We start from the raw sequence: 24223 nt of genomic DNA on the forward strand, positions 1-24223 counted from the left end.
CGCAGCGCGAGGGGAATGACAGCGTGACCGGTTTCCTGATCCTCGCCTTCCTGATCCTGATCGCGGGGGTGCTGGCCGTTCCGCTCGCCACGCGGATCGGGCTCGGCTCGGTGCTTGGCTACCTGCTCGCAGGGATGGCGATTTCACCGCTGCTCGCCGCGCTGTCGGTCGATGTCGAGGCCCTGCAGGTCTTCGCCGAATTCGGCGTGGTGATGATGCTGTTCATCATCGGGCTGGAAATGGAGCCACGGCGCCTGTGGGCGATGCGCGGCAAGCTCACCTGGCTGGGCGGCGGACAAGTGCTGCTGACCACGCTCGCGCTGACCGGCATCGCGCTGCTGGCCGACCAGCGCTGGCAGACCGCGCTGGCAGTCGGCATGGTCCTCGCGCTCAGCTCGACCGCGATCATCGTCCAGACGCTGACCGAGAAGGGCCTGCTCAGGACTGAAGGCGGCGAAGCGAGCTTCTCGGTGCTGCTGGTGCAGGACGTCGCGGTCATCCCGATCCTCGCGCTGGTGCCGCTGCTTGCGCTGCCCGAACTCGCCGGTGCGGCTGCGGACCACACGGGCGGGGGCGCGCATGGCGGGATCGACTTCACTGCACACATGTCGGGCTGGCTGGCTGCAGGCACACGGATCGGTGCGGTCGCCGCAGTGATCGCGATCGGCATCTTCGCGATCCGCCCGCTGTTCCGCTACATCGCGCGCGCCAATCTGCGCGAACTGTTCACCGCCGCAGCATTGCTCGTGGTGATCGGGATCGCGCTGCTGATGTCGCTGGTCGGCCTCTCGCCCGCGCTCGGCGCCTTCATCGCGGGCGTGGTGCTTGCCACCAGCGAATACCGCCATGAGCTCGAAAGCGACATCAACCCGTTCAAGGGCCTGCTGCTGGGGCTGTTCTTCATCACTGTCGGCGCGGGGATCGACTTCGCGCTCGCCAGCACGATCTGGGATTCGGTGGTGTTCTGGGCCGCGGTGACGGTGGCTGCCAAGATGGCAGTGCTGCTGCTGGTCGGCTGGTTCTACGGCCTGCGGCGGCAGGCGCTGTGGCTGTTCTGCCTGAGCCTGCCGCAGGCGGGCGAGTTCGCGTTCGTCCTGATCGCCTTCGGCGTCGCCAATGCGGTGTTCGAACCCGCCTTCGCCGATCAGTTGCTGCTGATCGTCGCGCTGACCATGCTGGTCACCCCGCTGCTGTTCATCCTCTACGACAAGCTCATCGCGCATGCCTATTCGACCGGGCAGGGCGGCCGCGAGGCCGATGCCATCGACGAGGACAACCCGATCATCATCGCGGGGCGCGGGCGCGTCGGCGGGATCGTCGACCGCATGCTTGATGCCGCCGGACACCGCGCGACGGTGATCGACTACAACAGCGAGCATTTAGAAGTGCTCAAGAAGTTCGGCGTCACGACCTATTACGGCGACGCGACGCGGCCCGACCTGCTCGCCAGCGCGGGGATCGACCGCGCGCGGATCCTCGTCGTGGCGCTCGACGAGCGCGAGCAGATCGACCGGCTGGTACGCTATGCCTGTGCCAACTTCCCGGGCCTGCACGTCGTCGCACGCGCCAAGGACCGCGACCATGTCTATCACCTGTGGGCGATGGGCTGCCGCGACATCGTCCGCGAAACCTACGACAGCAGCCTGCGGATGGGCCGTTCGGTCTACGAGGCGCTGGGTCACGACCGCCAGTCCGCCACCGCCATGGTCGAAGCGTGGGAGGAGATGGATCGCACCTCGATGCGCGAGATTGCCGATGTCTTCCGGCTCGATACGCCATCTTACGAGAACGAGGAACTGCTTGCCAAGATCAGGGAGCTCAAGGCCGAATGGGATCCCAAGCTGCGCGAGGCGATGGACGAAATCGCCGCGCGCGGACGCTAGACGCAACCAGTCAGCATGCCGCGCGTTGGGGGAGGAAAGGAGAACACGATGACAATCCCGAAGCGCGATACCCCTCAGGCCCAGGACGACGCGGCGCAGGACGCCGAGGACAGCAAGACCATCAAGGATCACAAGGCCCTGCAGAACCAGTCGTCGATCGACCCGGAGGACTACCCCAAGGGCGATCGCAGCGCGCAATCGCTGGTCCGCAAGCCGGGCGACAAGGACTGATCGGGGATCGTGGCGGAGAGGGTGGGATTCGAACCCACGAAGGGCTTGCACCCTTGCCGGTTTTCAAGACCGGTGCATTCAACCGCTCTGCCACCTCTCCGCGAGCGCGGGCTAGCTAGTCACTTCGGCCGAGCTTGTCACGCATTTACCTGCAAGGAGGACGGGCCGTGCCCCGTAAACGCCAAATGACACTTGCCGTTAAGCTTCGCTCTGCGACAATCGCCGGATGAAATTCAAACCCCTTCTCGCCGCCGCCGGGGCATTTGCGCTCGCATTGCCCGCCGTTCCCGCCACCGCCCAGCAGGACCTGAGCTTCGATGCCTATGTCCAGCTGCTGATCGCCAAGGCACGCGCCGAAGGGGTCAGCGAAGCGACTCTGGCGCGCATGACCGCGGGACTGGAGCCAAACGACCGGGTGATCCGGCTCGACCGTGCGCAGCCGGGATCGCCGACCTCGTCCGGCTATCCGGCTCTTGCGCCCTACATCGCGCGGCACGTCGATGCCGCGCGCATTCGCGGGGGACGCAGCGCCCGGGCCGAGTGGTCAGGCACGCTGCGTGCCATCGAACGCGATTACGGCGTGCCGGGCGAAATCGTGGTCGCCATCTGGGGACATGAAACCGCCTATGGCGCGGTCAAGGGCGGGTTCGACCTGTCGCAGGCGCTTGCCACGCTCGCCTGGGAGGGCCGCCGCCGCGACCTCTTCGCCAGCGAGTGGGTCGCGCTGATGAAGGTCGCCGACAAGGGCTATTCCCGCGGCGAACTGCAGGGCAGCTGGGCGGGCGCCTTCGGCAATCCGCAGTTCCTTCCTTCGGTCTACCTGCGGCTCGCCGCCGACGGCAATGGCGACGGCCGCGCCGACATCATGAACGACCGCGCCGATGCGCTGGCCTCGATCGCCAACTATTTCCGCGACGCGGGCTGGCGCGAAGGCCAGCCCTGGGGCGTGGGCGCCTATGTTCCCTCCGGCTTCGACGTCGCGGCCTACCGCACGCCGATCGCTGCCCCGGTGTGTTCGCGCGTCCACGAACGGCACAGCGTCTACAAGCCGGTGTCGGAATGGCGCGCACTCGGCATCCAGCCCCAGCGCGCAATCGGCGACGACGTGCTGGTCACGCTGTTCCAGCCCGACGGTCCCGGCACGCCGGCTTGGCTGTTAACCTCGAATTATCGGGTGATCCTCGAATACAACTGTTCGAACTATTACGCCATGAGTGTGGGGCTGCTCGCAGATGAAATCGCCGAATAGGATACTTCTTGCTGCGAGCGCCGGGCTGGGCCTGCTCGGCCTCGGTGCCTGCGCTTCGAACGCGCAAGCCCCGGCCGCAAGCACCGCGCCCGAAGCAGGCAACGGCCCCGCCGCCGATTACCCCGTCGTGGTCGGCGATCCGTTCACCATCGACGGCGTAACCTATACCCCGGTCGATACGATGAATTACGACCAGGTCGGCTATGCGGGGCGCGAAGGGGCCGGCGTGACGGGGGTGACAGGCGCGCATCGGACACTCCCCTTGCCGAGCTATGTCGAGGTGACCTCGCTCGACACCGGGCGGACCATCCTTGTCCGGCTCGAACGGCGCGGACCGATGACCAACGACCGGCTGATCGCACTGGCCCCCGACGCTATCGAGCAGTTGGGGATCGGTGAGGGAGCTCCCATCCGCATGCGGCGGGTGAACCCGCCCGAGGAACAGCGTGCGGAACTGCGCGCCGGGCGCGAGGCACCCCCGCGGATGGACACGCCGCAGGGCCTGCTCGAAGTCCTCAAGCGCAGGCTGCCGCCGCGCGGCTCGGCGCCGCTCGGCGACCCGCGGCAAGCCGAGGTGAGCGGTGTCGCGCCGACGCTCGAGGTCATCGAAACCCGCGACCCGAACGAGGAGGCGCTGGTGGAAGATGCTGCGAATGAAGCGGAAGAGCCCGCGCTCACGCCGGCCGAACCGCCGGCCGGACGGCCGCAGTTGCGCAATGCAGTCGAAGGCGGTCCTGCCCGCGCCCCGGTCATGGTGCCGACCGATCCGGACGGGAAGTTCGCGGTCCAGCTCGGCGCCTTTTCGGTCAGGGCCAATGCGCAGAAGCTGGCGCGCGAAGTGCAGGGATATGTTGAAGACAGCGGTGCCTTGGCAATCGTTCGCGTGGGACCCTTCGCAACCCGTGGACAGGCGGAGGAGGCGCTCGCCAAGCTTCGCTCACGCGGTTATAGCGACGCGCTGATACGACCACTCGATTGATCCGCCGCGGCTCCTGCCCGGCGACGGGAGCACACTTGCGCAACCGCCTGACTTTACTGGCTAGCATGGCAATGGCCTGCATTGCTGCGCCGCTTGGCGCGCAGCGTGCGCCGGGCGCCGCCATTCCCAGCGAGGCCGATGCGCCGATCGCCTATCTGCTCGATGCCACAAGCGGCCAGATCCTCTATCAGCGGGAGATAGACCGGCGGTTCATGCCCGCGTCGATCACCAAGGTGATGACGACTTTCCTCGCTTTCGAATGGATCGACGAGGGCCGCCTCCTGCGTGAACGGATCTTCGGTGTGCGGCCGGAGACTTTCCGCCAGTGGCACCGCAAGGGCTCGACCATGTTCCTCGCCGAAGACGCGCGCGTATCGGTCGACGACCTGCTTCACGGCGTGACCACCGTCTCCGCAAATGACGGCGCGGTGGTGCTGGCCGAAGGCGCGGCCGGATCGGTCGAGGACTGGGTCGCTGCGATGAATGCCAAGGCGCGCGAGATCGGCATGGCCAACAGCCATTTCGGCAATCCCAATGGCTGGATGGACGAAGGCAGGACGTTCGTCACCGCGCGCGATCTCGGCACGCTGGCGCAAGCCATGGTGGTGCGGCACCCGACGAAATACCGTCATTTCGTCGGCGCGCAGGGTCTCGAGTACAACGGGATCGAACAGCGCAACCACGATCCGATAACAGGTGTCGTGCCCGGTGCCGACGGCATCAAGACCGGCTATACCAACCAGGCGGGGTTCGGTTTCCTCGGGTCCGCCGAACGCGATGGCCAGCGCCTCGTGATGGTGGTGGCGGGCAGCCCGGGCGGACGCGAGCGGCGCCGCGCCGCGCGGCAGTTCATCGAATGGGGATTTCGCAATTTCGACAGCCGCGTGCTGTTCGCGCAGAACGCACACATCGGCACGGCGCGCGTGCAGGAGGGCGGAGCAGGCACGGTCGGGCTGACCACGCGCCGGCCCTTGCGCATTGCCGTGCCCCGCGGCAGCGATCCCGAGATATCGCTGACGATCAGCTATGAAGGACCACTGCAGGCTCCGGTCGCGAAGGGTGAAGAAGTGGCCGAACTGGTGGTGTCGATCGCCGGCATGCCCGAACACCGCGTGCCGCTGGTCGCGGCCGAAGAGGTGTCCGAAGCCTCGATCGTCCGCCGCGTCTTCAACGCATTCCAGAGCTGGCTCGGGTGAGCGCGGGCCGCTTCATCGCCTTCGAAGGCGGGGAGGGCATGGGCAAGTCCACCCAGGCGCGCCTGCTGGCGGACCACTTGCGCAAGCGCGGCCTGGGGGTCGAACTCACACGCGAGCCGGGCGGTACGCCGGGCGCGGAAGCGATCCGTACGTTGCTGCTCGATCCGCCGGCTGATGGCTGGACGCTCGAGGCCGAGGCGCTGCTGTTCGCCGCAGCGCGCGCGGATCACGTGGCGCGGCTGATCCGGCCTGCGCTCGACGCGGGCCATTGGGTGGTCTGCGATCGCTTCATCGACTCGAGCAGGGCCTATCAGGGCGAGGCCGGGGCGCTGGGTGATGACCGCGTGATGGCGCTGCATTCGCTGGGCAGCGCGGGGCTATTGCCCGATCTGACCATTGTCATCGATGCGCCCGCGCAGGCGGTGGCGGGACGTCTCGCACAGCGCGATGGCGGCGTCAGCGACGCCATCGGCGGGCGTGCAGCCGATTACCATGCGCGCGTCAACGCAGCCTTCCTCGCCTTCGCGCGTGCCGAACCCGATCGGTTCGCGGTCGTCGACGGCAGCGGCAGCGTCGAGGATGTGCATAGGCGCATCCTGGCGGAAATCGCCACGCGGTTCGGTGATGGGGCGGACTGATGCTGCTCGGCCACGAGACTGCCTGGCGCGAATGGCGCAAGGCCCTGGGCGGGGAACGCATGCACCATGCCTGGCTGCTGGCCGGACGACGCGGCGTGGGCAAGGGCAGCTTTGCCTTCGCCGCCGCCTGCGAACTGGTCGGTGTGGATCCCGCTGATGCCCAGAACCATCCCGACATACTGACTCTCACCTACGCTCCCAAGGACGACAAGGAAGAACGCAAGCGCGCCGACGGCAAGCCATACGAGGTCGCGCGCAGCATCCGTATAGCGCAGGTGCGCGGCATGCAGGCGCGGCTCGGAACCCGCCCGACACTCGGCGACAAGCGCGCGATCATCATCGATCCGGCCGACGATCTCGAGCGCAATGCCGCCAACGCGCTGCTCAAGAGCCTCGAAGAACCGCCGATCGGCACTTATTTCCTGCTGGTCGCGCACAGTCCGGCCCGCCTGCTGCCGACCATCCGCTCGCGCTGCCGCGTGTTGCGCATTCCGACGGTATCCGATGCCGAGATGGACCGGCTGCTGGCCGATCTCTCGCCGGGAGCGGACACTGCCACACGCGCGGCGGCGATTGCGGCGGCGGGTGGTTCGCCCGGCGCCGCGCTTCAGTTCGTCGACATGGAACTGGGCAAGGTGCGTCAGGCAATGGATGCAATCTTGGCCCGCGGGGATCCCGATTTCCAGCTGCGCGGCACGCTCGCGGGGCTGATCGGTGCGCGGCCTGACCGCGAGCGGATCCGCGCGGTGCTCGAACTGGCCCGCTCGGCAGTGGCGCAACGGCTCGACGGGGCGATGGCCGATCCGCGACCCGTCATCGACACGCATAGCGAACTGGTCCGTCTGACCGGCGAGCAACCTACCTATAATTTCGATGCGGGACTGCTGGCAATGGAAATCGGCACCTTGCTCGCCAAGGCGGCTACCGCTAGCGAGCGAGCCGATGGCTGAACCCTATTACCTGACCACCGCGATCCACTATCCCAATGGCAAGCCGCATATCGGCCATGCCTACGAGACGATCGCGGCTGATGTTATCGCCCGCTTCCAGCGCCTGCGCGGCCGTGAAGTCCGCTTCCAGACGGGGACCGACGAACACGGTTTGAAGATGGCCCAGAAAGCCCGCGACATCGGCAGCACCCCGCGTGAGCTTGCGGATGAAATGTCGGGCCATTTCAAGGACCTGTTCGATGTTCTGAACATTTCCTATGACCGTTTCATCCGCACCACCGATCCCGATCACCACCGCGCGAGCCAGGCGATCTGGGAGGCGATGGAGAAGAAGGGCGACCTCTATCTCGATCGCTACGAAGGCTGGTACTCGGTTCGCGACGAAGCCTATTACGACGAAGGCGAACTGGTCGAAGGCGAGGGCGGGGCCAAGCTCTCGCCGCAAGGCACTCCGGTCGAATGGACCGAGGAGGAAAGCTGGTTCTTCCGCCTGTCCAACTATGCCGAGCCCCTGCTCGAACTGCTCAAGACGCCCGGCTTCCTGGAACCGGTGAGCCGGCGCAACGAGATGGTCGCGTTCATCGAACGCGGCTTGCAGGACCTGTCGGTCAGCCGCACCAGTTTCGACTGGGGCGTCAAGGTGCCCAGCGGCGATGGCCACGTCATGTACGTCTGGGTCGACGCGCTGACCAATTACATCACTGGCGTCGGCTATCCCGATGGCGGCGAATTGTGGGACAAGTTCTGGCCCGCCGATCTCCACCTGATCGGCAAGGACATCGTCCGCTTCCATACGATCTACTGGCCGGCCTTCCTGATAAGCGCGGACCTGCCGCTCCCGAAAAAGGTCTTCGGGCATGGCTTCCTGCTCAATCGCGGGGTCAAGGAATCCAAGTCAGCGGGCAATGTCACCGATCCGATGGAACTGGCCGACAGGTTCGGCGTCGATGCGCTCCGGTACTTCCTCATGGCCGAGGTTACCTTCGGGCAGGACGGCAGCTATTCGGCGCAAGCGCTTGTTAACAAGGTCAATGCCGAGCTAGCCAACAGTTTCGGCAACCTTGCCCAGCGCACGCTTTCGATGATCGCCAAGAACATGGACGGCAAGCTCGAGCTGTTCTCCGCAGCCAGCGAAGACGACACGCTCCTGGCCACAGTTGGGAAGGCCTGCGCCGAAACGCTGCCGCAAGAATTCGAAGCGCTCAATTTCTCGGTCGGGATCGAAGCCTGGCTTCGAGCCGTGTATGCCTGCAATGCCTATGTCGACGAACAGGCGCCGTGGGGGCTAAAGAAGACCGATCCCGAACGGATGAAGGCGGTGCTGCAAACGCTGTTCATCGCCATCCGCGACCTCGCCATCGCGATCCAGCCCGTCGTCCCCGAAAAGGCTGCGGCAGTGCTCGACCAGCTGGGTATCCCGGCGGATCGCAGGTCCTATGCCAACCTTGGCGATGCGGACTGGTTCAGCGCTTTGGCGGCGAGCGGCCATGCTATCGACAAGCCGACCCCGGTCTTCCCGCGGCTCGAATTGCCCGAAGAGGAGCCGGCCTGATGCTCGTCGACAGCCATTGCCACCTCGAATACGAAGGCCTCGTCGAAGACCAGGACGCGGCGCTCGATCGGGCGCGCGAAGCGGGGATCGAGGCCTTCCTCAACATTTCGACGAAGCGCGCGGAATGGGACCAGGTCGTCGGTACCGCAACGGCCAAACGCGACGTCTATGCCAGCGTCGGCATCCATCCGCACAATGCCGACGATCACGCCGATTTGACACGCGAAGAACTGCTCGCGGCAACGCACGACGCTAAGGTCATCGGGATCGGCGAAACCGGACTTGATTACTATTACGACCATTCGGACCGCGCCGTGCAGCAGGACCTGTTCCGCCTGCACATCGATGTGGCCCGCGAGGTCCAGCTTCCGGTTATCATCCACACCCGCGACGCAGAAGATGATACGCTCGCGATCCTCGAAGACGAGCTGGGGAAGGGGGCTTTCCCCGCGCTGATCCATTGCTTCACCGCGTCGGCCGAGTTCGGGAGGGCGGTCATCGACCTGGGACTGTCGGTCTCGATTTCGGGCATCGTTACCTTCAAGAACGCGAAAGATCTTCAGGCGTTCGCGCGCGACATTCCGCAGGACAGGCTGCTGGTCGAAACCGACAGCCCGTTTCTCGCGCCGGTTCCGCATCGGGGCAAGCCATGCGAACCCGGCTACGTCCGCGACACCGCGCAGTTCCTCGCCGACCTTCGCGAGGAACCGCTCGCGAATCTGGCCGCCTATACCACGCGCAACTTCTACCGCCTGTTCAGCAAGGCCGCCGCGTGAAGCTGCTCATGCTCGGCTCCGGCACGTCGACCGGCGTGCCGCGGATCGGCAACGACTGGGGCGAATGCGACTCGCACGAACCGCGCAACCGGCGTACGCGCGTTTCGATCATCGTCGAGAACCAGGCGGGACAGCGGATTTTGATCGACACCTCGACCGACCTGCGCGCACAATTGCTGGCGAACGGGATCGGCAAGGTGGATGCGGTCTTCTGGACGCATGACCATGCCGATCACTGCCACGGCATCGATGATCTGCGCGTCATGCGCTACGATCGCAGCAACCCGCTGCCAGGCTATGCCAGCAGCAAGACCTGCGACAATCTGCGTCGCCGGTTCGATTACATATTCGAAGGACAGCACGGCTATCCCACGCTGATGTCGCTCAAGGATATCGCGGACGCCAGGCTCGTTGCCGGTTTCTCCTTCGACCATGTCGAAATGCCGCACGGACCGGTGACCAGTACCGGTTTCCGGTTCGAAGCGGATGGAAAATCAATCGTTTATGCGACCGACTTCAGTGAGATTACAGCCGGCATGCTCAAATGCTTCGACCGGGCCGACATTCTTGTCGTCGACTGTCTTCGCAAGCGGCCGCATCCCACGCATGCGCATCTCGACATGGCGCTCGATCTCGCTCGGCGGGCCAAGGTTGGCCGCACGGTCCTGACGCATATGGACAAGAGCATGGACTACCGCAGCCTGTGCGACGAAGTACCCGATCATGTAACGGTCGGTTACGATGGCCTGACGATGACCGCATGAACGAATACCAGATCGTCTCGCTGATATCGCTGCTGGGGTTCCTGATCCTGGTGACCGGCGCATTCCGGGCACACCGTGTGAACGTCAAAAAGGCTTTCTACATGGCCGCAGCATGGGCGGGCATCTTCGCAATCGTCGTCCTGTTCATCGATCTGGTGCGGTAGGGCAGCACGCAGAAGCTCCTCCTCGCTCAACAACGTTATTTAACATAATATATATTATCGTTCCATATGAGAAGAATAGGCCGCTTCCAAGCAGCCTTACCCTCCCGCAGCCTTGGCGTTAGAAGACAACCATGTCCGATCAGACCGACCGCTTGCTCCGCATCATGGCCCGCCTTCGTGATCCCGTCAGCGGCTGTGAATGGGACACGGCGCAGGACTTTGCCTCCATTGCACCGTATACGATCGAAGAAGCCTACGAGGTCGCCGACGCCATCGAACGCAGCGACATGGACGATTTGCGCGGCGAACTCGGTGATTTGCTTTTCCAGGTCGTGTTCCATGCGCGCATGGCCGAGGAAGCCGGAGATTTTGCCTTCGAAGACGTCGCACGTAGCATCGCCGACAAAATGGAGGCGCGCCATCCGCATATCTTTGGCGATGAAGGCGGCATCATGGAAGACGGCCGGTGGGAGGATATCAAGGCTGCAGAACGGTCGCGAACGGGACAAAGCAGCGCGATGGACGGCGTCGCAAACGCGCTTCCCGCCTTGCTGCGCTCGCACAAATTGCAGAAGCGTGCAGCACGGGTCGGTTTCGAATGGCCCGATGTCACGGGCCCGATAGACAAACTGCGCGAGGAACTGGACGAACTCGCGCAGGCACAGACCGATGACGAAAAACTGATGGAGGCGGGCGACGTGCTGTTTTCCGTCGTCAACATCGTGCGCCGCTACGGAGTCGATCCCGAACAAGCCTTGCGCGCTTCGAACGCCAAATTCGAACGTCGTTTCAGGAAGATGGAAGAACTTTCGCAGAACGAGGGCGAAGATTTCGCCGCGCTCGACCTCGATGGCAAGGAAACCTATTGGCAGCGCGCCAAACGCACGATCGGTTAGTCGAGCGCCTCGTATTGCCCCAGTTCCTTGGGGTTGAGCCGCACCGTAATCAGCCGGTTTGCGCCGCCGTCTTCTTCGGGGACATCGTCGATCACCTCGCCATGCGCATGCAGCCAGGCAATCCGCCGGCCATCGCCAGCGGGAACCTCGAAAGTGCGGAGCGAGGCATTGCGGGTCAGTATCTCGCCGAGCCGTTCGAGCAGGGTATCGACCCCCTCACCCGTCAGCGCCGACATCGCTACCACAACGTCATTGCCGACGACCTGTTCGGCCAGTTCTTCGGCATCTTCGGGCGATAACTGGTCCCACTTGTTCCACACTTCCAGGACGGGGATCGAAGGCTCTTCGCCTTCCTCGTCGGCCACCCCGAGATCACGGAGAACCTGCAGCACCTGCGCCTTCTGCGCGCCGGTCGACGGGTTCGAGATATCGCGAACGTGACAGATCACGTCGGCCGCGGTGACTTCTTCCAGCGTTGCGCGGAACGCGGCCACGAGCTGCGTCGGCAGGTCGGAAATGAACCCGACCGTATCGGACAGGATCGCTTTCTCGACCCCGGGCAACGCAATTGCGCGCATCGTCGGGTCGAGCGTGGCGAACAGCAGGTCTTCCGCCATCACCCCCGCCCCGGTCAACCGGTTGAACAGCGTCGACTTGCCCGCATTGGTGTAGCCGACCAGCGCGACCACCGGCCACGGCGCGCGTTCGCGCCGTTCGCGGTGCAGGCCGCGGGTCTTGCGCACCTGCTCGAGTTCCTTGCGCAGCCGCCCCATCCGCTGCCGGATCATCCGGCGGTCGGCCTCGATCTGGGTTTCACCCGGACCGCCGAGGAAGCCGAACCCGCCGCGTTGCCGTTCGAGGTGGGTCCAGCTGCGCACGAGCCGGCTCTGCTGGTAATCGAGATGGGCGAGTTCGACTTGCAGACGACCCTCGGCAGTGGCCGCACGTTCGCCGAAGATCTCGAGGATCAGTCCGGTGCGGTCGATGACCTTGCGCGCCAGCTTGTCTTCCAGATTGCGCTGCTGGATCGGCGTGAGCGCGCCGTCGACCACGACCAGTTCGACCTCGTCCTGTTCGCAGGCGATGCGGATGTTATCGACCTGACCGGCGCCGAACAGCAGGTTCGGACGCACCTCGCGAACGGGCAGCACGAAACTCTCGGCGATGACCACGCCGATCGCCAGAGCAAGCCCCTCGGCTTCTGCAAGCCGCGACTGCGCGTCGAGGTCATAGGCCATCCCGCGAATGTCCGGGCACACCACGAGCGCCCGTGCTCCGCGAGAGACCTCGCCCATCAAGTCGTCATCGAAACTCAGTTGTCGTCCTCTTCCCAGTCTTCGGTCAGATCGACCGGTGTTGCGGGCTGGATCGTCGATACGGCATGTTTGTAGGCAAGCTGGACGTAACCGTCACGCTCGAGCAACATGCAAAACAGATCGTAGGACGCGATCCGGCCCTGCAGCATCACCCCGTTGACGAGGAACATGGTGACCTGCGCTTCCGCCTGCCGGACCCGGCTCAGGAACACGTCCTGCAACAGCCGCTGCTTGGCCCCCGAACCCTGGCTCGTAAATTGCTCGGTATCGACCGGCTGCGCGGGCATGATCGTGCTGATCGCGTGTTTGTAGACCAGCTGCGACTGGCCATCGCGGCGCAACAGGATCGAGAAATTATCGAACCAGGTGACAATGCCTTGCAGCTTCACGCCCTTGACCAGGAACATGGTCACCGGGGACTTGTTCTTGCGCAGCAGGTTGAGGAAGGCATCCTGCAGGTTCACGGGACGGCCGCCCGATGCAGTTTCTGGGGGTTTCGGACGCGGTCGTGCCGAGAGTGTCTTTTCGCCGGACATGTCTTTTCCCGTTTCTTGGCGGCCCTCCACCGAGCCGCAATCTGGGCGCCCGCGACGCCCGTGTGTGCATCCGCAACTCTTTGCGAACGCCATTAATGTGGGACATCGCACCGTCGTGCGCAATGCATTCCTTATTCTGTCGCACAACGCGCAACTTTCCCGATCGCTCCTACTTTTTCGGCTCGCTCGGCTTGCGTTCGACCATACCCAGCAGCTTCAGCTTGCGGTGCAGCGCGGAGCGCTCCATCCCGATGAAGGTCGCGGTCTTGGAAATATTGCCTGAAAAGCGCCGGATCTGGACGGTGAGATACTCGCGCTCGAAATTCTCGCGGGCTTCGCGCAGCGGCGCTCCCATCATTGCCCCCACCCCGCCGTTTCCGCCGAGCTTACCCCCGAGCACTTCCTCGGGCAGCATGTCGACCTCGATCTGATCGAGATTTTCGCGCGGGGTCAGGATGATCGTACGTTCGACCACGTTGCGCAGCTGGCGCACGTTGCCCGGCCAGTCATAAGCCTGCAGCGCCGCCATCGCCTCGTCGCTGATGGTCGGGGGGCGCAGACCCTGTTCGGTAGCATAGCGGGCAAAGAACCCGTCGGCGAGCGCGGGGATATCGTCGCGCCGCTCGGCCAGCGAGGGCACTTCGACGGGCACGACATTAAGGCGGTAGAACAGGTCTTCGCGGAAGCGCTTCTCCTCCATTTCGCCGGTGAGATCGCGCGAGGTGGACGAGACCACCCGCACATCGACCCCGATCTGACGGGTTCCGCCCACGCGGACGAAGCTCTGCTCGGTGAGCACCCGCAGGATCCGTGCCTGCGTGGAAAGCGGCATGTCGGCGACTTCGTCGAGATACAGCGTTCCCCCGTCAGCGGTCTCGAGAAGGCCCGGGCGGACCAGCTTGCCATCGGCTTCCTCGCCGAACAGCTCCTCTTCGAAACGTTCGGGCGTTATCCGGGCCGAATTGACTATGACGAAGGCCTTGTCGGCACGCGGGCTCCAGCTGTGGAGCAGCCGGGCCGCCACTTCCTTGCCTGCCCCGGCAGGGCCGGTGACCAAGACTTGGCTGCCGGTACTGGCGACGCGCTTCAGTGTGGCGCGGACCGCATTGATCACTGCCGAATTACCGGTGAACTCGTCACCCTGCCCCTGGTTTTCGCGCAGCCGCGTATTCTCGCGCCGCAGCCGTTCGGTCTCGGTCGCACGTTCGACCAGGTGCAACAGCCGCTCGGCCTCGAACGGCTTCTCGATGAAATCGACCGCGCCGCGGCTGACCGCACTGACCGCGGTGTCGATGTTTCCGTGGCCCGAAAAGATGATGACCGGCAGATCGGGTTCGCGCACCTTGATCGCGTCGAGCACTTCCAGCCCATCCATCTGGCTGCCGTGTAGCCACACATCGAGCAACACGAGGCTCGGCCGCTTCTGGTCGATGGCTTCCAGCGCGGCGGTGCTGTCGGCGGCGGTACGGCACTCGTAGCCCTCGTCGCTCAGCACCCCGGCCACCAGTTCGCGGATGTCGCGTTCGTCGTCGACGATCAGAATATCCAGCGCCATGCGTCCCTATCCTTCATTCTTTGTCGTTGTCTGCGCGTCGCTTTCCTCGGCGAGAGGATCGCGCGCGAAGCGCATCGTCACCCGCGTGCCCCCGGTCTCGACCGAGGTGAACGTCATTTCACCGCCGTGTTCCTCGACGATCTTGTTGACGATCGCGAGGCCCAGCCCGGTGCCCTTTTCACGCGTCGTCACATAGGGTTCGAGGATATTAACCCGGTCTTGCGGCAGGCCGATACCATTGTCTTCCACCGAGACCGAGATCGAATCCTCGGCGGTCTCGACCTCGACGCGGATCCTGCCGCGGTAGTCGACACCCGCCGACTGCGCTTTGGCCTCGATCGCCTCATAGGCATTCTTGAGCGTGTTTGTCAGCGCCTGACCCAGTTGGTGACGGTCGCAGCGGATGCGCAGCGGGCCTTCGTCTGGGGCCTGGAAACGGTAATCCACCGCGGGATGCGCCACTTCCTGCAGGAACAGCGACTGGCGGATCAGGTCGATCGCGTTTTCCGTCCGGAAGGTCGGCTTGGGCAGCCGCGCGAAGCTGGAGAATTCGTCCACCATCTTGCGCAGATCGCCGACCTGGCGAACGATCGTGTTGGTCAGTTCGTCGAACAGTTCGCCGTCGATCTCGATCTGTTTGCGATAGCGCCGTTTCAACCGTTCAGTCGCCAGCTGGATCGGGGTCAGCGGGTTCTTGATCTCATGCGCGATCCGGCGCGCGACATCGGACCATGCCGCCTGACGCTGGTCGAGCAACTGCCGCGTGATATCCTCGAATGTGATCACATGGCCATCGCTCTCGCGGCCGATCTTCACGGCGAAGGTCAGCAGTTCGCCATTGCGGCTGTGCGAGATGACGCCCCTTGTCAGCCCGCCACGCACCATGGCGCCGATCTGCGGGGCCAGGTCGTCGAGTGTCGCGGGCGTGCTTTCGCCCGCCGCATCGTAGCCCAGCATCGACTGCGCCGGGGCATTCATCAGCAACAGGTTCAGGTCGGCATCGACCGAGATGATTCCTGCACTCACCAATTCCAGAACCGCTTCGATGAACCCGCGCCGTTCCTCGAGCTCAATATTGGCGGAAAGCAGCGCATCGGTCTGTTTTTCGAGCTGCGCCGTCATGCGGTTGAAGGCGCGGTTGAGCAGGCCGATCTCGTCGGCTCCGGTGCGCCCTTCGACGCGCAGCGCGAAATTGCCCGCACCGACCTTGCGCGCAGCGGCAACCAGATCGGTAAGCGGTTCGACCTGCCGGTCCGCGAACCGCAAGGCAAACCATACCGCGACGCCCACCAGCGCCAACGAGACGAAGAACAGCGCGAGATTGAAGCGCAACTGCAGCGCACGTGCACGCTTGGTCAGTTCCTCATAGGCAGCGGAAATCGAGCGGGCGGATTGCCAGCTGCGGAAGGTCGCCGCCTCCGCATTGCGCGCGGTGTAGAGATAGATCCCCGCCTCGCGATCGATCGGCGCCACCGCCTCGATCCGTTCGGCGCTGCCACGAACCGCAACCTGTTCTCCGCGGGCAAGCTTTTCATAGGCATCCTGGGCGAAGGTTCGCGGATCGCTTGCCTCGCTCAGGCCATAGACCACCGCAGTGCGCATGGTGTCGTCGGGCATCGCCTGGAGGATGGCGCTTTCGATGACATCGCGCGGTTCGGCCTGGTATTGGTAGACGAGCGCAAAGTTGGGATCGGTTACCTGCACGCGCGCAAGGATGGCGCGCATGTCCATTGCCATCGAGATCGTTTCATTACCGAGATCGAGCTGGTTTTCCTCGTAATATCCTTCCGCGAGCTGGTTGGCATTTTCCATCAGTCCGCGCGAATTGTCCGAAAACCAGAAATCGACGCCCGACTGGAACAGGAAAGCGGCGAACCCCGCCACCAGCAGCGTCGGGACCGCTGCGATCATCGAAAAGAAGAACACCAGTCGGACATGAAGCCGCGCGGTGCTGCCGGCAGCGCGCCGCAGCGCAATCCGCCTTCCGGCAAGCACGAGCAGCGCCATGGCGGGAATCAGCGTACCGATCAGCAGGCCGGCCACCTGTCGCGATGGCAGGAGCGCACCATCGGGCGGCGCATTGGTGAAGGTTGCCCAGGTGCTGGCAACCATGACCAGGAAAGCGATTGCGGCGACGACCTCGATATAGCCGACCATGTTGCGTTTGCGCGAGGTTACGACGAACCTGCGCCACCAGCGGGGCGTCTGTCGTCCACTTCCTGCTGTTCGCGTCGCCATCGTGGCGCGCATACAACGGGACTGTTGCACTTTTGCAAGTATAAATTCGTCAAACCCGCCGCGGTCCGGTCGAAACGCGGGATCAACGGCGACGAGCGTAGCTTTCAGGAGCGATGTCGAGTTCGGAAAGCCGCTTGCGCAGCGTATTGCGATTGATGCCAAGCATCCTCGCAGCGCGCAGCTGATTGCCCTCGGTCCGTTCGAGCGCGAGTTCGAACAGCGGCCTCTCGAAGGCAGCCAACGCGGTGTGATAGACAGCCCCGTCGGCCGGCCGCGCGTGTTCGAGCCAGCGCTCTACAGCGGCGGCTAGACCGTCCTTCTGCCCCTCACCCGTCTCTCCGCGCGCGGCGGGAAGGATGTCCTCGACCGCGGCTGCATCGATTACATCTTCGCGCGCCATGAGGACGAGCCGGAAGACTGCATTGCGCAGTTCGCGGACATTGCCCTGCCACGGTCGCGCCTCGAGCGCGTTGATCGCCTGCGCATTGGCCTTGCGGACGGGCAGTCCCTCATTCGCCGCCTGGCCGAGGAAATGGCGCACCAGAGCGCCGATGTCCTCGCGCCGCTCGCGCAGCGGCGGCAGGTGGATCGGCACGACGTTCAAACGGTAATAGAGGTCCTCGCGGAACCGCCCGTCGGCGATCATCGGGGTGAGGTCGCGATTGGTGGCCGCCACGATCCGGACGTCGACCCCGATCTCCTGCCGCCCGCCGACGCGGCGGATCCGCCCTGACTGCAGCGCGCGCAACAGACGCGTCTGCGCTTCCGCCGGCATGTCGCCGATTTCGTCGAGGAACAGCGTGCCGCCGTTCGACTGTTCGAACTTGCCGATCTGCTGTCCGACCGCGCCCGTGAATGCACCGCGTTCGTGCCCGAACAACTCGCTTTCGAGCAGATCGTGCGGGATCGCCGCCATATTGACCGCCACGAACGGACCGGTCTTGCGCGCGCCAAGCTGGTGGATCGCCTCGGCGACCAGTTCCTTGCCCGTGCCGCTTTCACCGGTGATCAGTACCGTGAGATCGTTGCGCAGGACCCGCGTGATCATCCGGAACACGCCCTGCATCGCGGGACTGCGACCAATCAGCGGAAGCGCGCTGTCTTCGCTGTCGTCCGCGCCCTCGAGGACCGGCCGACTGGCGACCGCTTGCGCAACCGCCTGCGTCAGCTCGTCAAGATCGAAGGGCTTGGGGAAATATTCGAAAGCATCGCTATCGCTCGCGCGGACCGCCGTATCGAGCGTGTTCTGGGCCGACAGGACGATCACCGGCATGTCGGGCGCGCGCGATCGCACGGCATCGATCGACGCCAGACCGTCGCCGTCGGTCAGAATGACGTCGGTCAGCATGACGTCGAACGCCTGCTCGTCCAGCAAGACATCGCGCCGGGCGAGCGTATCGCATGCCGTCACTTCGAACCCATCATCGCGCAGCGCTTCGGTGATCACCGTGGCAATGCTCTTGTCGTCTTCGACCAGCAGGACCGTGCGTGCCATGTGCTCCCCCTACCCTGCGACCGGCAGGTTGATGCGAAAATGGGTTTCACCCGCGCGCTCGTCGCGCTGGTGCGAGATGCGCCCGCCCATGTCGCGCAGCAGCTTGCGCACCAGGGCAAGCCCGAGACCTTGTCCGTGCGGCTTGCTCGAAACGAACGGTTCGAACACGTGATCGCGCAGCGCCGGTTCGATCCCGGATCCGCCGTCGGTGACCGTGATCTCGATCGGCAGGCGGGTCGCCTTGCCCAGACGGATGGTGTTGAAGACGAGGCCGCTGGCGAAGCGGGTGCGCACACGCACCCGGGCACTGTCGAGCGCGGCGCTGGCGTCGCAGGCATTGGCGATGAGATTGATAAGGACCTGCTCGAGCGCGCCCTGATCCGCCGCGACCGGGGGGAGCGAGGGATCGAATTCCTCCACCAGTTCGCAGGGATCGTCTCTTCCCGCGCGCACTGTCGCCATCGCGTTGCGAATGGCCTCGTGCAGGTTGCACGGCCCGGTAATCTCGATCGGCTTCGCGCCGAGCTGCTGCATGCGATCGATCAGCTGCGCGATCCGATCGACTTCGGCGGAGATCATTTTCGCCAGCGGCTTGTCCTTCCCCGCAACGCGGCGGGCCAACAGCTGGCTCGCCCCCCGGATGGCGGAGAGTGGATTCTTGATTTCATGTGCGAGAACCGCGGGTGCGCGCAATTCGACGCGCTCTTCGGCGTCCTCGTCATTGTCGGGCTGCCCTGCGTCGGACAACGTGAGCACGCGCCATCCCGCGGATGCATGAATGGGCGAGCTGCTGATATTGATCCGCCGCTCACCGACAGCGGTGGCGATGGTCACGCCCCGGGCGATGACCTGCGCATCGACACTCGAGAGGCGCTCCGTGAGCCGTTCGTCGGCGATTCCCACGACATCCCAGAACCGCTTTTCGGATAGCTTGCGGGCGCTGCGGCCGAGCATTTCTTCGGCTGCATAATTGACTTCGACGATGCGATCGTCCTCGTCCAGCAGCAGCACCGCGAAGATCATCGCGGCAAGCTGGGCGCGCGCATCGGGTGCGCCGGAAGACGGGGTCACGCGGCGCGGCGCCGCAGGAAGGGCTCGTAAAAGGCTTCGATTTCCTCGAGCACCTTGCGCGGATCGTCGATGAAATTGACGAAATTGCGGAACTCCGCCGAGCCGTGCATGCCCTTGGTGTACCACCCGAGATGCTTGCGCGCGATCTTCGTCCCGACGCCTTCGCCGTAATGATCGAGCATCGATCGGTAGTGTTCGACAAGGACGTCGTACTGCTCGTCGAAAGCAGGCGTCTCAAGCACTTCGCCGGTGCGCCACCAGTGCATGATCTGGCCCAGCAGCCACGGTTTGCCATAGGCCCCGCGCCCGATCATGATGCCGTCGGCACCCGATTGCTCGAGCGCGGCCGCGGCGTCGGCTATCGTGCAGATATCGCCATTGGCGATGACCGGGATCGAGACCGCATCCTTCACCTTGCGAATGAATGCCCAGTCCGCGTGCCCCTTGTACATCTGGTTGCGGGTTCGGCCATGGACGGTGATCATCTTCACGCCGAGGTCTTCCGCGATATGCGCCAGTTCGGGGGCGTTGAGATCGGCATGGTCCCAGCCCATCCGCATCTTGACGGTCACGGGCACATCGACCGCCTTGACTGTCGCTTCCATCAGCTTCGTCGCCAGCGGCACTTCGCGCATCAACGCCGACCCGGCTAGCTGACCCACGACCTTGCGCACCGGACAGCCGAAATTGATGTCGATGATAGCCGCGCCGTTGTCCTGCTGCAGCTTGGCCGCCTCGGCCATGCTGTCGGGATCGCAGCCGACCAACTGCATCGACACCGGTTCCTCGATCACGTCCCAAGCCGCCTTCTGGACGCTCTGCCGCGTTTCGCGGATCGCCGCTTCGCTGGCGATCATCTCGGTCACATTGAGGCCCGAGCCATAGCGCCGCACCAGGCGCCGGAACGGCAGGTCGGTCACGCCGGTCATCGGCGCGAGCACCACCGGCGTGTCGATCGACACGTTGCCGACCTCGATCGGCTGCGGGGGTGCGGGCGGGAGCGGTTGCGTCGTCATAAGGAATTCATTGCCTAAATATTGGGCAGGCACATAGTGCGTTGCAGCGAAAACGGCAAGCCGCTAGCGCGCTGCTTTCGTATGCAACACGCGCCCCCCCTTCCCGCCTTCGCGGCAATCATCGTCGCCGCAGGGAAGGGTATCAGGGCGGGACAGCCGCTGCCAAAGCAATTTGCGGACTGGCGCGGCAAACCGGTGCTGCGCCACTCGGTCGAAACCCTACTCGAAGCCGGGGCGGCCCCGCTCGTCATCGCGATCCCCGAAAACGGTGAAGCGGCGGCGCACACGGCGCTGGACGGACTGGCGGGCTATACGCTCGTCGTCGGCGGCGATACCCGCCAGCAATCGGTTGCCCGGGCGCTGAGCGCTATCGAAAGCGCCGATACCGTGCTGATCCACGACGCGGCGCGACCGGACCTTCCGCCCGCGGTGATCGAACGCTTGCTTGGCGCGCTTGAAACCCACGCTGGCGCCATTCCGGTCCTCCCGGTCGTCGACAGCCTGGCTTTCGAGGAAGAGGGTATGATGGCCGGCGCCGCGCCGCGCGAACATTTGCGCCGGGTCCAGACACCGCAAGCTTTCCGCTTTGCCGCCATTCGCGATGCGCATGCCACCTGGGCAGGCGAAGCCGATGCGGGCGACGATGCGCAGGTGCTGCGTGCAAGTGGCGGAGAAATCGCGCATGTCGCGGGCGACGAACGGCTTGCCAAACTCACTTTCGCGGAGGATTTCATGACCCGATTACCGCCCCTGCGCACCGGCATGGGCTACGATGTCCACCGGCTGGCCGAAGGCGAAGAGCTGTGGCTCGCTGGGGTGCGGATCGAACACGACAAGGGCCTGGCCGGCCATAGCGATGCGGATGTGGCACTGCACGCCATCGTCGACGCATTGCTGGGGGCGATCGCTCAAGGCGATATCGGCAGCCATTTCCCTCCCAGCGACGCGCAGTGGAAAGGAGCGAGCAGCGATCGCTTTGTCGAACACGCTGCCCGGCTCGTGCGCGAAGCCGGCTACAGCGTTGGCAATATCGATCTGACGATCATCTGCGAAGCGCCGAAGATCGGGCCGCATCGCGACGCCATGCGCGCGCGGATCGCCGAACTGCTCGGCGTTGACATCACCGCCATATCGGTAAAGGCCACGACAACGGAGCGGCTCGGTTTCCCGGGTCGCGGCGAAGGAATTGCAGCGCAGGCCGTGGCAACCGTCATCAGGGAGTAGATTGATGCGCATGGGATATCGCAAACGGATGGGCGCCGCAGCGCTTGCTGCATTCGGTCTGCTTGCGGCGCAGCCGGCGCTGGCGCAGCGCTGCATCGCCCCGCAGGACGTGACCGATACCGGCATCTATGCGGTCCCGATCCTGGCGGAGGGCTTCCGGGCGTCGTGCACCCCCTACCTGGCCGAGGACGGATTTTTTGCGACCCGCGGCGAAGCATTCGTCGCGCCCTATGCCTCGATCCAGTCGGATCGCTGGCCCGGCGCTTTCCGCACCTTCATGGCGCTGGCGAACGGCAGGGAAGACGACGGCACGGCCGCGATGCTGTCCGACCTGCCACCCGAGACACTGCGCCCGATCGTCGACGCCTTCCTGGCGCAGAAGATCGGGGAAGAGATCAAGCCCGGGGATTGCCCGAAGATCGAGCAGGCCATGGAACTGCTGGCGCCCCTTCCCCCGGAGAATTTCGGCGGACTACTGACCTTCATTCTTGATGTTACCGATGTAAAGGAACCCGACATTTGCCCGGCGGAGCAGCCATGACCGGCGGACTGCTACCCGATGATATCGAGACGCTCGCCCGCCGCGTAGTCGAGGAAAACGCGGCGCTCGGGCGCAAGGTGACCGTCGCCGAAAGCTGCACTGGCGGTCTCGTCGCTGCCGCGCTAACCGAAATCCCGGGATCATCGGCCGTGCTCGACCGCGGTTTCGTAACCTATTCGAACGAAGCCAAGATGGAATGTCTCGACGTTTCGCTCGAGATCATCGAAACCTTCGGGGCAGTTTCGATCGCCTGCGCCTGGGCCATGGCCAAGGGCGCGCTCGACAGGAGCCATGCCGATGTGGCGGTTGCCATCAGCGGGGTCGCCGGGCCCGGCGGCGGCACCGATCTCAAGCCCGTGGGGACGGTCGTCTTCGCGCGTGTCGTTCGCGGAGATGGCGTCGAACCCGAAGGCGAACTCAAACGGTTCGAGCCGACTTCGCGCGCCGATATTCGCCGCGAGGCGACGATCTGCGCGCTTGAACTCTTGCTGCCCTAGAGGTTGGCGGCGGCGTTTTCGCGGCCGTACAGTTCGTCCGCACGATCTTCGAACGCCTGCACCATTTTGCGGAAGGCACGGTCGAAATACTGGCCTGCCAATGCTTCGAAGACCGCGTTGCGGAAAGTGAAATCCACGCAGAAATCGATCTCGCACCCTCCGTCCTTGGTCGGGGTGAAGGTCCAGTTGTTGTCGAGATCCTTGAGCGGTCCGTCGACGTAGAACACTTCGAGGTGCTCGGGACGCTGCTTGACGACGCGGGAGGTGAACTTCTCGCGGATCGCCTTGAAGCCGACCAGCATGTCGGCGACCATTTCGGTTTCGCTGTCGCTGCGCACGCGCGTCGCGACCACCCACGGCAGAAATTCGCCATAGCTGCCCACATCGGCGACGAGGTCGAACATCTGTTCCTGGCTGTAAGGCAGCCGCCGTTTTTCACGGATGCCGGGCATCAGGCGCCTTGCTTGGCGAGCTTTGCTTCGCGCGCGGCGCGCATTTCGGCGAAATCGTCGCCCGCATGATAGCTCGAGCGGGTCAGCGGGCTCGATGCGACCTGGAGGAAGCCCTTCGCCCGCGCGATCGAACCATAGGCCGCGAACTGCTTGGGCGTGACGAATTCTTCCACCTTCGCGTGCTTGGGCGTAGGCTGGAGATACTGGCCCATGGTGATGAAATCGATGTCCGCGCTGCGCATGTCGTCCATCACCTGATGGACCTCGAGCCGGCCTTCGCCCAAGCCGAGCATAATGCCCGACTTGGTGAAGATCAGCGGATTGTGGACCTTCACCTCTTCGAGCAGGCGCAGTGAGGCATAGTAGCGCGCGCCCGGGCGGATCGTCGCATAAAGCCGCGGGACGGTCTCGAGATTGTGATTGAAGACATCGGGGCCTGCCTCGCAGATCTCTGCGATCGACTGCTTCATCCGTCCCTTGAAATCGGGGGTCAGGATTTCGATCGTCGTATTCGGCGTTTCGCGGCGCAGCGCGTTGATCACCTTGACGAACTGCCCCGCACCGCGATCGGGCAGGTCATCGCGATCGACGCTGGTGATCACGATATGCTCGAGACCCATGGCCGCTGCAGCGGTCGCGGTGTGTTCGGGCTCGAGCGGATCGACGGGCATCGGCATGCCCGTCTTGATGTTGCAGAACCGGCAGGCGCGCGTGCAGGTATCGCCAAGGATCATCACCGTGGCGTGTTTCTTGGTCCAGCACTCGCCAATGTTCGGGCAGGCCGCCTCTTCGCACACCGTGTGCAGGTTGAGTTCGCGCATCAGCTTGCGCGTTTCCTGATAGCCCTTGCTGACGGGCGCCTTCACCCGGATCCAGTCGGGCTTGCGCTGCATCTTGGGGCGTTCGCCCTCGGGCCGCGGTGCGGAAGAAAGGTCGTTCATAGCGCGGCCCATCTAGGCCCCCTGCCCGCCAACGGCAACCCGCATAGCTATGCGCCGCCCCTT

At 64.5% G+C, this 24223-nt stretch carries 24 protein-coding genes and 1 tRNA gene; 15 read left to right on the plus strand and 10 right to left on the minus strand.

The genetic code is table 11. From position 1 onward, the window contains the following. Nucleotides 1–23: 23 nt before the first annotated feature. Together SJY12_RS02845 and SJY12_RS02850 are read left to right on the plus strand one after the other, a co-directional pair. On the plus strand, nucleotides 24–1883 hold the full coding sequence (locus SJY12_RS02845; protein WP_063512510.1) for a cation:proton antiporter: 1860 nt from the start codon (nucleotides 24–26) through the stop codon (nucleotides 1881–1883). A gap of 48 nt (nucleotides 1884–1931) precedes the next feature. After that, nucleotides 1932–2114, plus strand: a complete 183-nt coding sequence (locus tag SJY12_RS02850; RefSeq protein WP_348029963.1) for a hypothetical protein — start codon at nucleotides 1932–1934, stop codon at nucleotides 2112–2114. Between the two features lie 10 nt (nucleotides 2115–2124). On the opposite strand, the gene SJY12_RS02855 is transcribed toward SJY12_RS02850, so the two are convergent. Beyond that, nucleotides 2125–2214: transfer RNA gene (locus SJY12_RS02855), tRNA-Ser, on the minus strand. A 126-nt stretch (nucleotides 2215–2340) separates the two neighbouring features. On the opposite strand from SJY12_RS02855, the gene SJY12_RS02860 reads away from it, so the two are divergent. From SJY12_RS02860 to mazG, 10 genes are all read left to right on the plus strand, one after another. Further along, nucleotides 2341–3363: a lytic transglycosylase domain-containing protein gene (locus SJY12_RS02860; protein WP_397505924.1), complete on the plus strand. Its 1023-nt coding sequence runs from the start codon at nucleotides 2341–2343 to the stop codon at nucleotides 3361–3363. Next, nucleotides 3347–4342: an SPOR domain-containing protein gene (locus SJY12_RS02865; protein ID WP_397505925.1), complete on the plus strand. Its 996-nt coding sequence runs from the start codon at nucleotides 3347–3349 to the stop codon at nucleotides 4340–4342. Before SJY12_RS02860 ends, SJY12_RS02865 begins: the two co-directional genes overlap by 17 nt. A 71-nt stretch (nucleotides 4343–4413) precedes the next feature. Beyond that, nucleotides 4414–5538 carry a D-alanyl-D-alanine carboxypeptidase family protein gene (locus SJY12_RS02870; RefSeq protein ID WP_397505926.1) on the plus strand — a complete coding sequence of 375 codons (1125 nt, stop codon included), beginning with the start codon at nucleotides 4414–4416 and terminating at the stop codon, nucleotides 5536–5538. Further along, the gene (gene tmk / locus SJY12_RS02875; RefSeq protein ID WP_397505927.1) at nucleotides 5535–6176 is read left to right on the plus strand and encodes a dTMP kinase; all 642 of its coding nucleotides are present in this window, start codon (nucleotides 5535–5537) and stop codon (nucleotides 6174–6176) included. Before SJY12_RS02870 ends, tmk begins: the two co-directional genes overlap by 4 nt. Continuing rightward, the gene (locus SJY12_RS02880) at nucleotides 6176–7126 is read left to right on the plus strand and encodes a DNA polymerase III subunit delta' (protein ID WP_397505928.1); all 951 of its coding nucleotides are present in this window, start codon (nucleotides 6176–6178) and stop codon (nucleotides 7124–7126) included. The genes tmk and SJY12_RS02880 overlap by 1 nt, the downstream gene beginning before the upstream one ends. Further along, nucleotides 7119–8678: a methionine--tRNA ligase gene (gene metG, locus SJY12_RS02885; protein WP_397505929.1), complete on the plus strand. Its 1560-nt coding sequence runs from the start codon at nucleotides 7119–7121 to the stop codon at nucleotides 8676–8678. The genes SJY12_RS02880 and metG overlap by 8 nt, the downstream gene beginning before the upstream one ends. Then, nucleotides 8678–9454 carry a TatD family hydrolase gene (locus SJY12_RS02890; RefSeq protein ID WP_397505930.1) on the plus strand — a complete coding sequence of 259 codons (777 nt, stop codon included), beginning with the start codon at nucleotides 8678–8680 and terminating at the stop codon, nucleotides 9452–9454. The genes metG and SJY12_RS02890 overlap by 1 nt, the downstream gene beginning before the upstream one ends. Continuing rightward, the gene (locus tag SJY12_RS02895; protein ID WP_050601302.1) at nucleotides 9451–10218 is read left to right on the plus strand and encodes an MBL fold metallo-hydrolase; all 768 of its coding nucleotides are present in this window, start codon (nucleotides 9451–9453) and stop codon (nucleotides 10216–10218) included. Before SJY12_RS02890 ends, SJY12_RS02895 begins: the two co-directional genes overlap by 4 nt. Beyond that, a complete protein-coding gene (locus SJY12_RS02900; protein ID WP_397505931.1) occupies nucleotides 10215–10382 on the plus strand; it encodes a hypothetical protein in 168 nt (55 codons plus the stop codon). The genes SJY12_RS02895 and SJY12_RS02900 overlap by 4 nt, the downstream gene beginning before the upstream one ends. 131 nt (nucleotides 10383–10513) lie before the next feature. Continuing rightward, on the plus strand, nucleotides 10514–11278 hold the full coding sequence (gene mazG, locus SJY12_RS02905) for a nucleoside triphosphate pyrophosphohydrolase (RefSeq protein ID WP_397505932.1): 765 nt from the start codon (nucleotides 10514–10516) through the stop codon (nucleotides 11276–11278). On the opposite strand, the gene hflX is transcribed toward mazG, so the two are convergent. The 7 genes from hflX to dusB all read right to left on the minus strand — a co-directional run bounded on the left by hflX (nucleotide 11275) and on the right by dusB (nucleotide 20505). Continuing rightward, the gene (gene hflX / locus SJY12_RS02910) at nucleotides 11275–12573 is read right to left on the minus strand and encodes a GTPase HflX (protein WP_397505933.1); all 1299 of its coding nucleotides are present in this window, start codon (nucleotides 12571–12573) and stop codon (nucleotides 11275–11277) included. The two genes, mazG and hflX, sit on opposite strands and share 4 nt — an antisense overlap. A gap of 17 nt (nucleotides 12574–12590) precedes the next feature. After that, a complete protein-coding gene (gene hfq, locus SJY12_RS02915; RefSeq protein ID WP_063506656.1) occupies nucleotides 12591–13130 on the minus strand; it encodes an RNA chaperone Hfq in 540 nt (179 codons plus the stop codon). 169 nt (nucleotides 13131–13299) lie between these two features. After that, complete coding sequence (locus tag SJY12_RS02920; protein WP_397505934.1) at nucleotides 13300–14685, minus strand: sigma-54-dependent transcriptional regulator; 1386 nt, start codon at nucleotides 14683–14685, stop codon at nucleotides 13300–13302. 6 nt (nucleotides 14686–14691) lie between these two features. Continuing rightward, complete coding sequence (locus SJY12_RS02925) at nucleotides 14692–16923, minus strand: ATP-binding protein (protein WP_397505935.1); 2232 nt, start codon at nucleotides 16921–16923, stop codon at nucleotides 14692–14694. An 82-nt stretch (nucleotides 16924–17005) separates the two neighbouring features. Continuing rightward, entirely contained in the window at nucleotides 17006–18418 is a 1413-nt protein-coding gene (gene ntrC / locus SJY12_RS02930; RefSeq protein ID WP_341859673.1) for a nitrogen regulation protein NR(I), read from the minus strand. A 9-nt stretch (nucleotides 18419–18427) separates the two neighbouring features. Continuing rightward, entirely contained in the window at nucleotides 18428–19489 is a 1062-nt protein-coding gene (locus SJY12_RS02935; RefSeq protein WP_397505936.1) for a nitrogen regulation protein NR(II), read from the minus strand. After that, complete coding sequence (gene dusB / locus SJY12_RS02940; protein ID WP_397505937.1) at nucleotides 19486–20505, minus strand: tRNA dihydrouridine synthase DusB; 1020 nt, start codon at nucleotides 20503–20505, stop codon at nucleotides 19486–19488. Before dusB ends, SJY12_RS02935 begins: the two co-directional genes overlap by 4 nt. Nucleotides 20506–20586: 81 nt before the next feature. Between dusB and SJY12_RS02945 the strand changes: the two genes are divergently transcribed. From SJY12_RS02945 to SJY12_RS02955, 3 genes are read left to right on the plus strand one after another with little or no spacing between them, the layout of a single operon-like run. Beyond that, a complete protein-coding gene (locus tag SJY12_RS02945; protein ID WP_397505938.1) occupies nucleotides 20587–21729 on the plus strand; it encodes a bifunctional 2-C-methyl-D-erythritol 4-phosphate cytidylyltransferase/2-C-methyl-D-erythritol 2,4-cyclodiphosphate synthase in 1143 nt (380 codons plus the stop codon). A gap of 10 nt (nucleotides 21730–21739) precedes the next feature. Next, the gene (locus SJY12_RS02950) at nucleotides 21740–22270 is read left to right on the plus strand and encodes a hypothetical protein (protein ID WP_397505939.1); all 531 of its coding nucleotides are present in this window, start codon (nucleotides 21740–21742) and stop codon (nucleotides 22268–22270) included. Further along, nucleotides 22267–22767: a CinA family protein gene (locus tag SJY12_RS02955; RefSeq protein WP_063505349.1), complete on the plus strand. Its 501-nt coding sequence runs from the start codon at nucleotides 22267–22269 to the stop codon at nucleotides 22765–22767. Before SJY12_RS02950 ends, SJY12_RS02955 begins: the two co-directional genes overlap by 4 nt. Here the strand turns inward: SJY12_RS02955 and SJY12_RS02960 are convergent. Both SJY12_RS02960 and lipA read right to left on the minus strand, forming a co-directional pair. Further along, nucleotides 22764–23219 carry a type II toxin-antitoxin system RatA family toxin gene (locus SJY12_RS02960; protein ID WP_397505940.1) on the minus strand — a complete coding sequence of 152 codons (456 nt, stop codon included), beginning with the start codon at nucleotides 23217–23219 and terminating at the stop codon, nucleotides 22764–22766. The genes SJY12_RS02955 and SJY12_RS02960 overlap by 4 nt on opposite strands. Next, nucleotides 23219–24160 (minus strand): lipoyl synthase, encoded by a 942-nt coding sequence (gene lipA / locus SJY12_RS02965; RefSeq protein WP_397505941.1) that lies wholly within the window; start codon nucleotides 24158–24160, stop codon nucleotides 23219–23221. The genes SJY12_RS02960 and lipA overlap by 1 nt, the downstream gene beginning before the upstream one ends. Nucleotides 24161–24223 lie beyond the last annotated feature (63 nt).

Origin of the sequence: Qipengyuania sp. R86523 (genome assembly GCF_044596365.1) — a bacterium.
In the GTDB taxonomy this organism is placed as follows: Bacteria; Pseudomonadota; Alphaproteobacteria; order Sphingomonadales; family Sphingomonadaceae; genus Qipengyuania; species Qipengyuania citrea.

Coding starts and splice junctions, on each gene's coding strand:
- SJY12_RS02850 (WP_348029963.1), top strand. CDS start 1,932: ATGACAATCCCGAAGCGCGATACCCCTCAGGCCCAGGACGACGCGGCG.
- SJY12_RS02860 (WP_397505924.1), top strand. CDS start 2,341: ATGAAATTCAAACCCCTTCTCGCCGCCGCCGGGGCATTTGCGCTCGCA.
- SJY12_RS02865 (WP_397505925.1), top strand. CDS start 3,347: ATGAAATCGCCGAATAGGATACTTCTTGCTGCGAGCGCCGGGCTGGGC.
- SJY12_RS02870 (WP_397505926.1), top strand. CDS start 4,414: ATGGCCTGCATTGCTGCGCCGCTTGGCGCGCAGCGTGCGCCGGGCGCC.
- SJY12_RS02880 (WP_397505928.1), top strand. CDS start 6,176: ATGCTGCTCGGCCACGAGACTGCCTGGCGCGAATGGCGCAAGGCCCTG.
- metG (WP_397505929.1), top strand. CDS start 7,119: ATGGCTGAACCCTATTACCTGACCACCGCGATCCACTATCCCAATGGC.
- SJY12_RS02890 (WP_397505930.1), top strand. CDS start 8,678: ATGCTCGTCGACAGCCATTGCCACCTCGAATACGAAGGCCTCGTCGAA.
- SJY12_RS02900 (WP_397505931.1), top strand. CDS start 10,215: ATGAACGAATACCAGATCGTCTCGCTGATATCGCTGCTGGGGTTCCTG.
- mazG (WP_397505932.1), top strand. CDS start 10,514: ATGTCCGATCAGACCGACCGCTTGCTCCGCATCATGGCCCGCCTTCGT.
- hflX (WP_397505933.1), bottom strand. CDS start 12,573: ATGGGCGAGGTCTCTCGCGGAGCACGGGCGCTCGTGGTGTGCCCGGAC.
- hfq (WP_063506656.1), bottom strand. CDS start 13,130: ATGTCCGGCGAAAAGACACTCTCGGCACGACCGCGTCCGAAACCCCCA.
- SJY12_RS02920 (WP_397505934.1), bottom strand. CDS start 14,685: ATGGCGCTGGATATTCTGATCGTCGACGACGAACGCGACATCCGCGAA.
- SJY12_RS02925 (WP_397505935.1), bottom strand. CDS start 16,923: ATGGCGACGCGAACAGCAGGAAGTGGACGACAGACGCCCCGCTGGTGG.
- ntrC (WP_341859673.1), bottom strand. CDS start 18,418: ATGGCACGCACGGTCCTGCTGGTCGAAGACGACAAGAGCATTGCCACG.
- dusB (WP_397505937.1), bottom strand. CDS start 20,505: ATGACGACGCAACCGCTCCCGCCCGCACCCCCGCAGCCGATCGAGGTC.
- SJY12_RS02945 (WP_397505938.1), top strand. CDS start 20,587: ATGCAACACGCGCCCCCCCTTCCCGCCTTCGCGGCAATCATCGTCGCC.
- SJY12_RS02950 (WP_397505939.1), top strand. CDS start 21,740: ATGGGATATCGCAAACGGATGGGCGCCGCAGCGCTTGCTGCATTCGGT.
- SJY12_RS02955 (WP_063505349.1), top strand. CDS start 22,267: ATGACCGGCGGACTGCTACCCGATGATATCGAGACGCTCGCCCGCCGC.
- SJY12_RS02960 (WP_397505940.1), bottom strand. CDS start 23,219: ATGCCCGGCATCCGTGAAAAACGGCGGCTGCCTTACAGCCAGGAACAG.
- lipA (WP_397505941.1), bottom strand. CDS start 24,160: ATGAACGACCTTTCTTCCGCACCGCGGCCCGAGGGCGAACGCCCCAAG.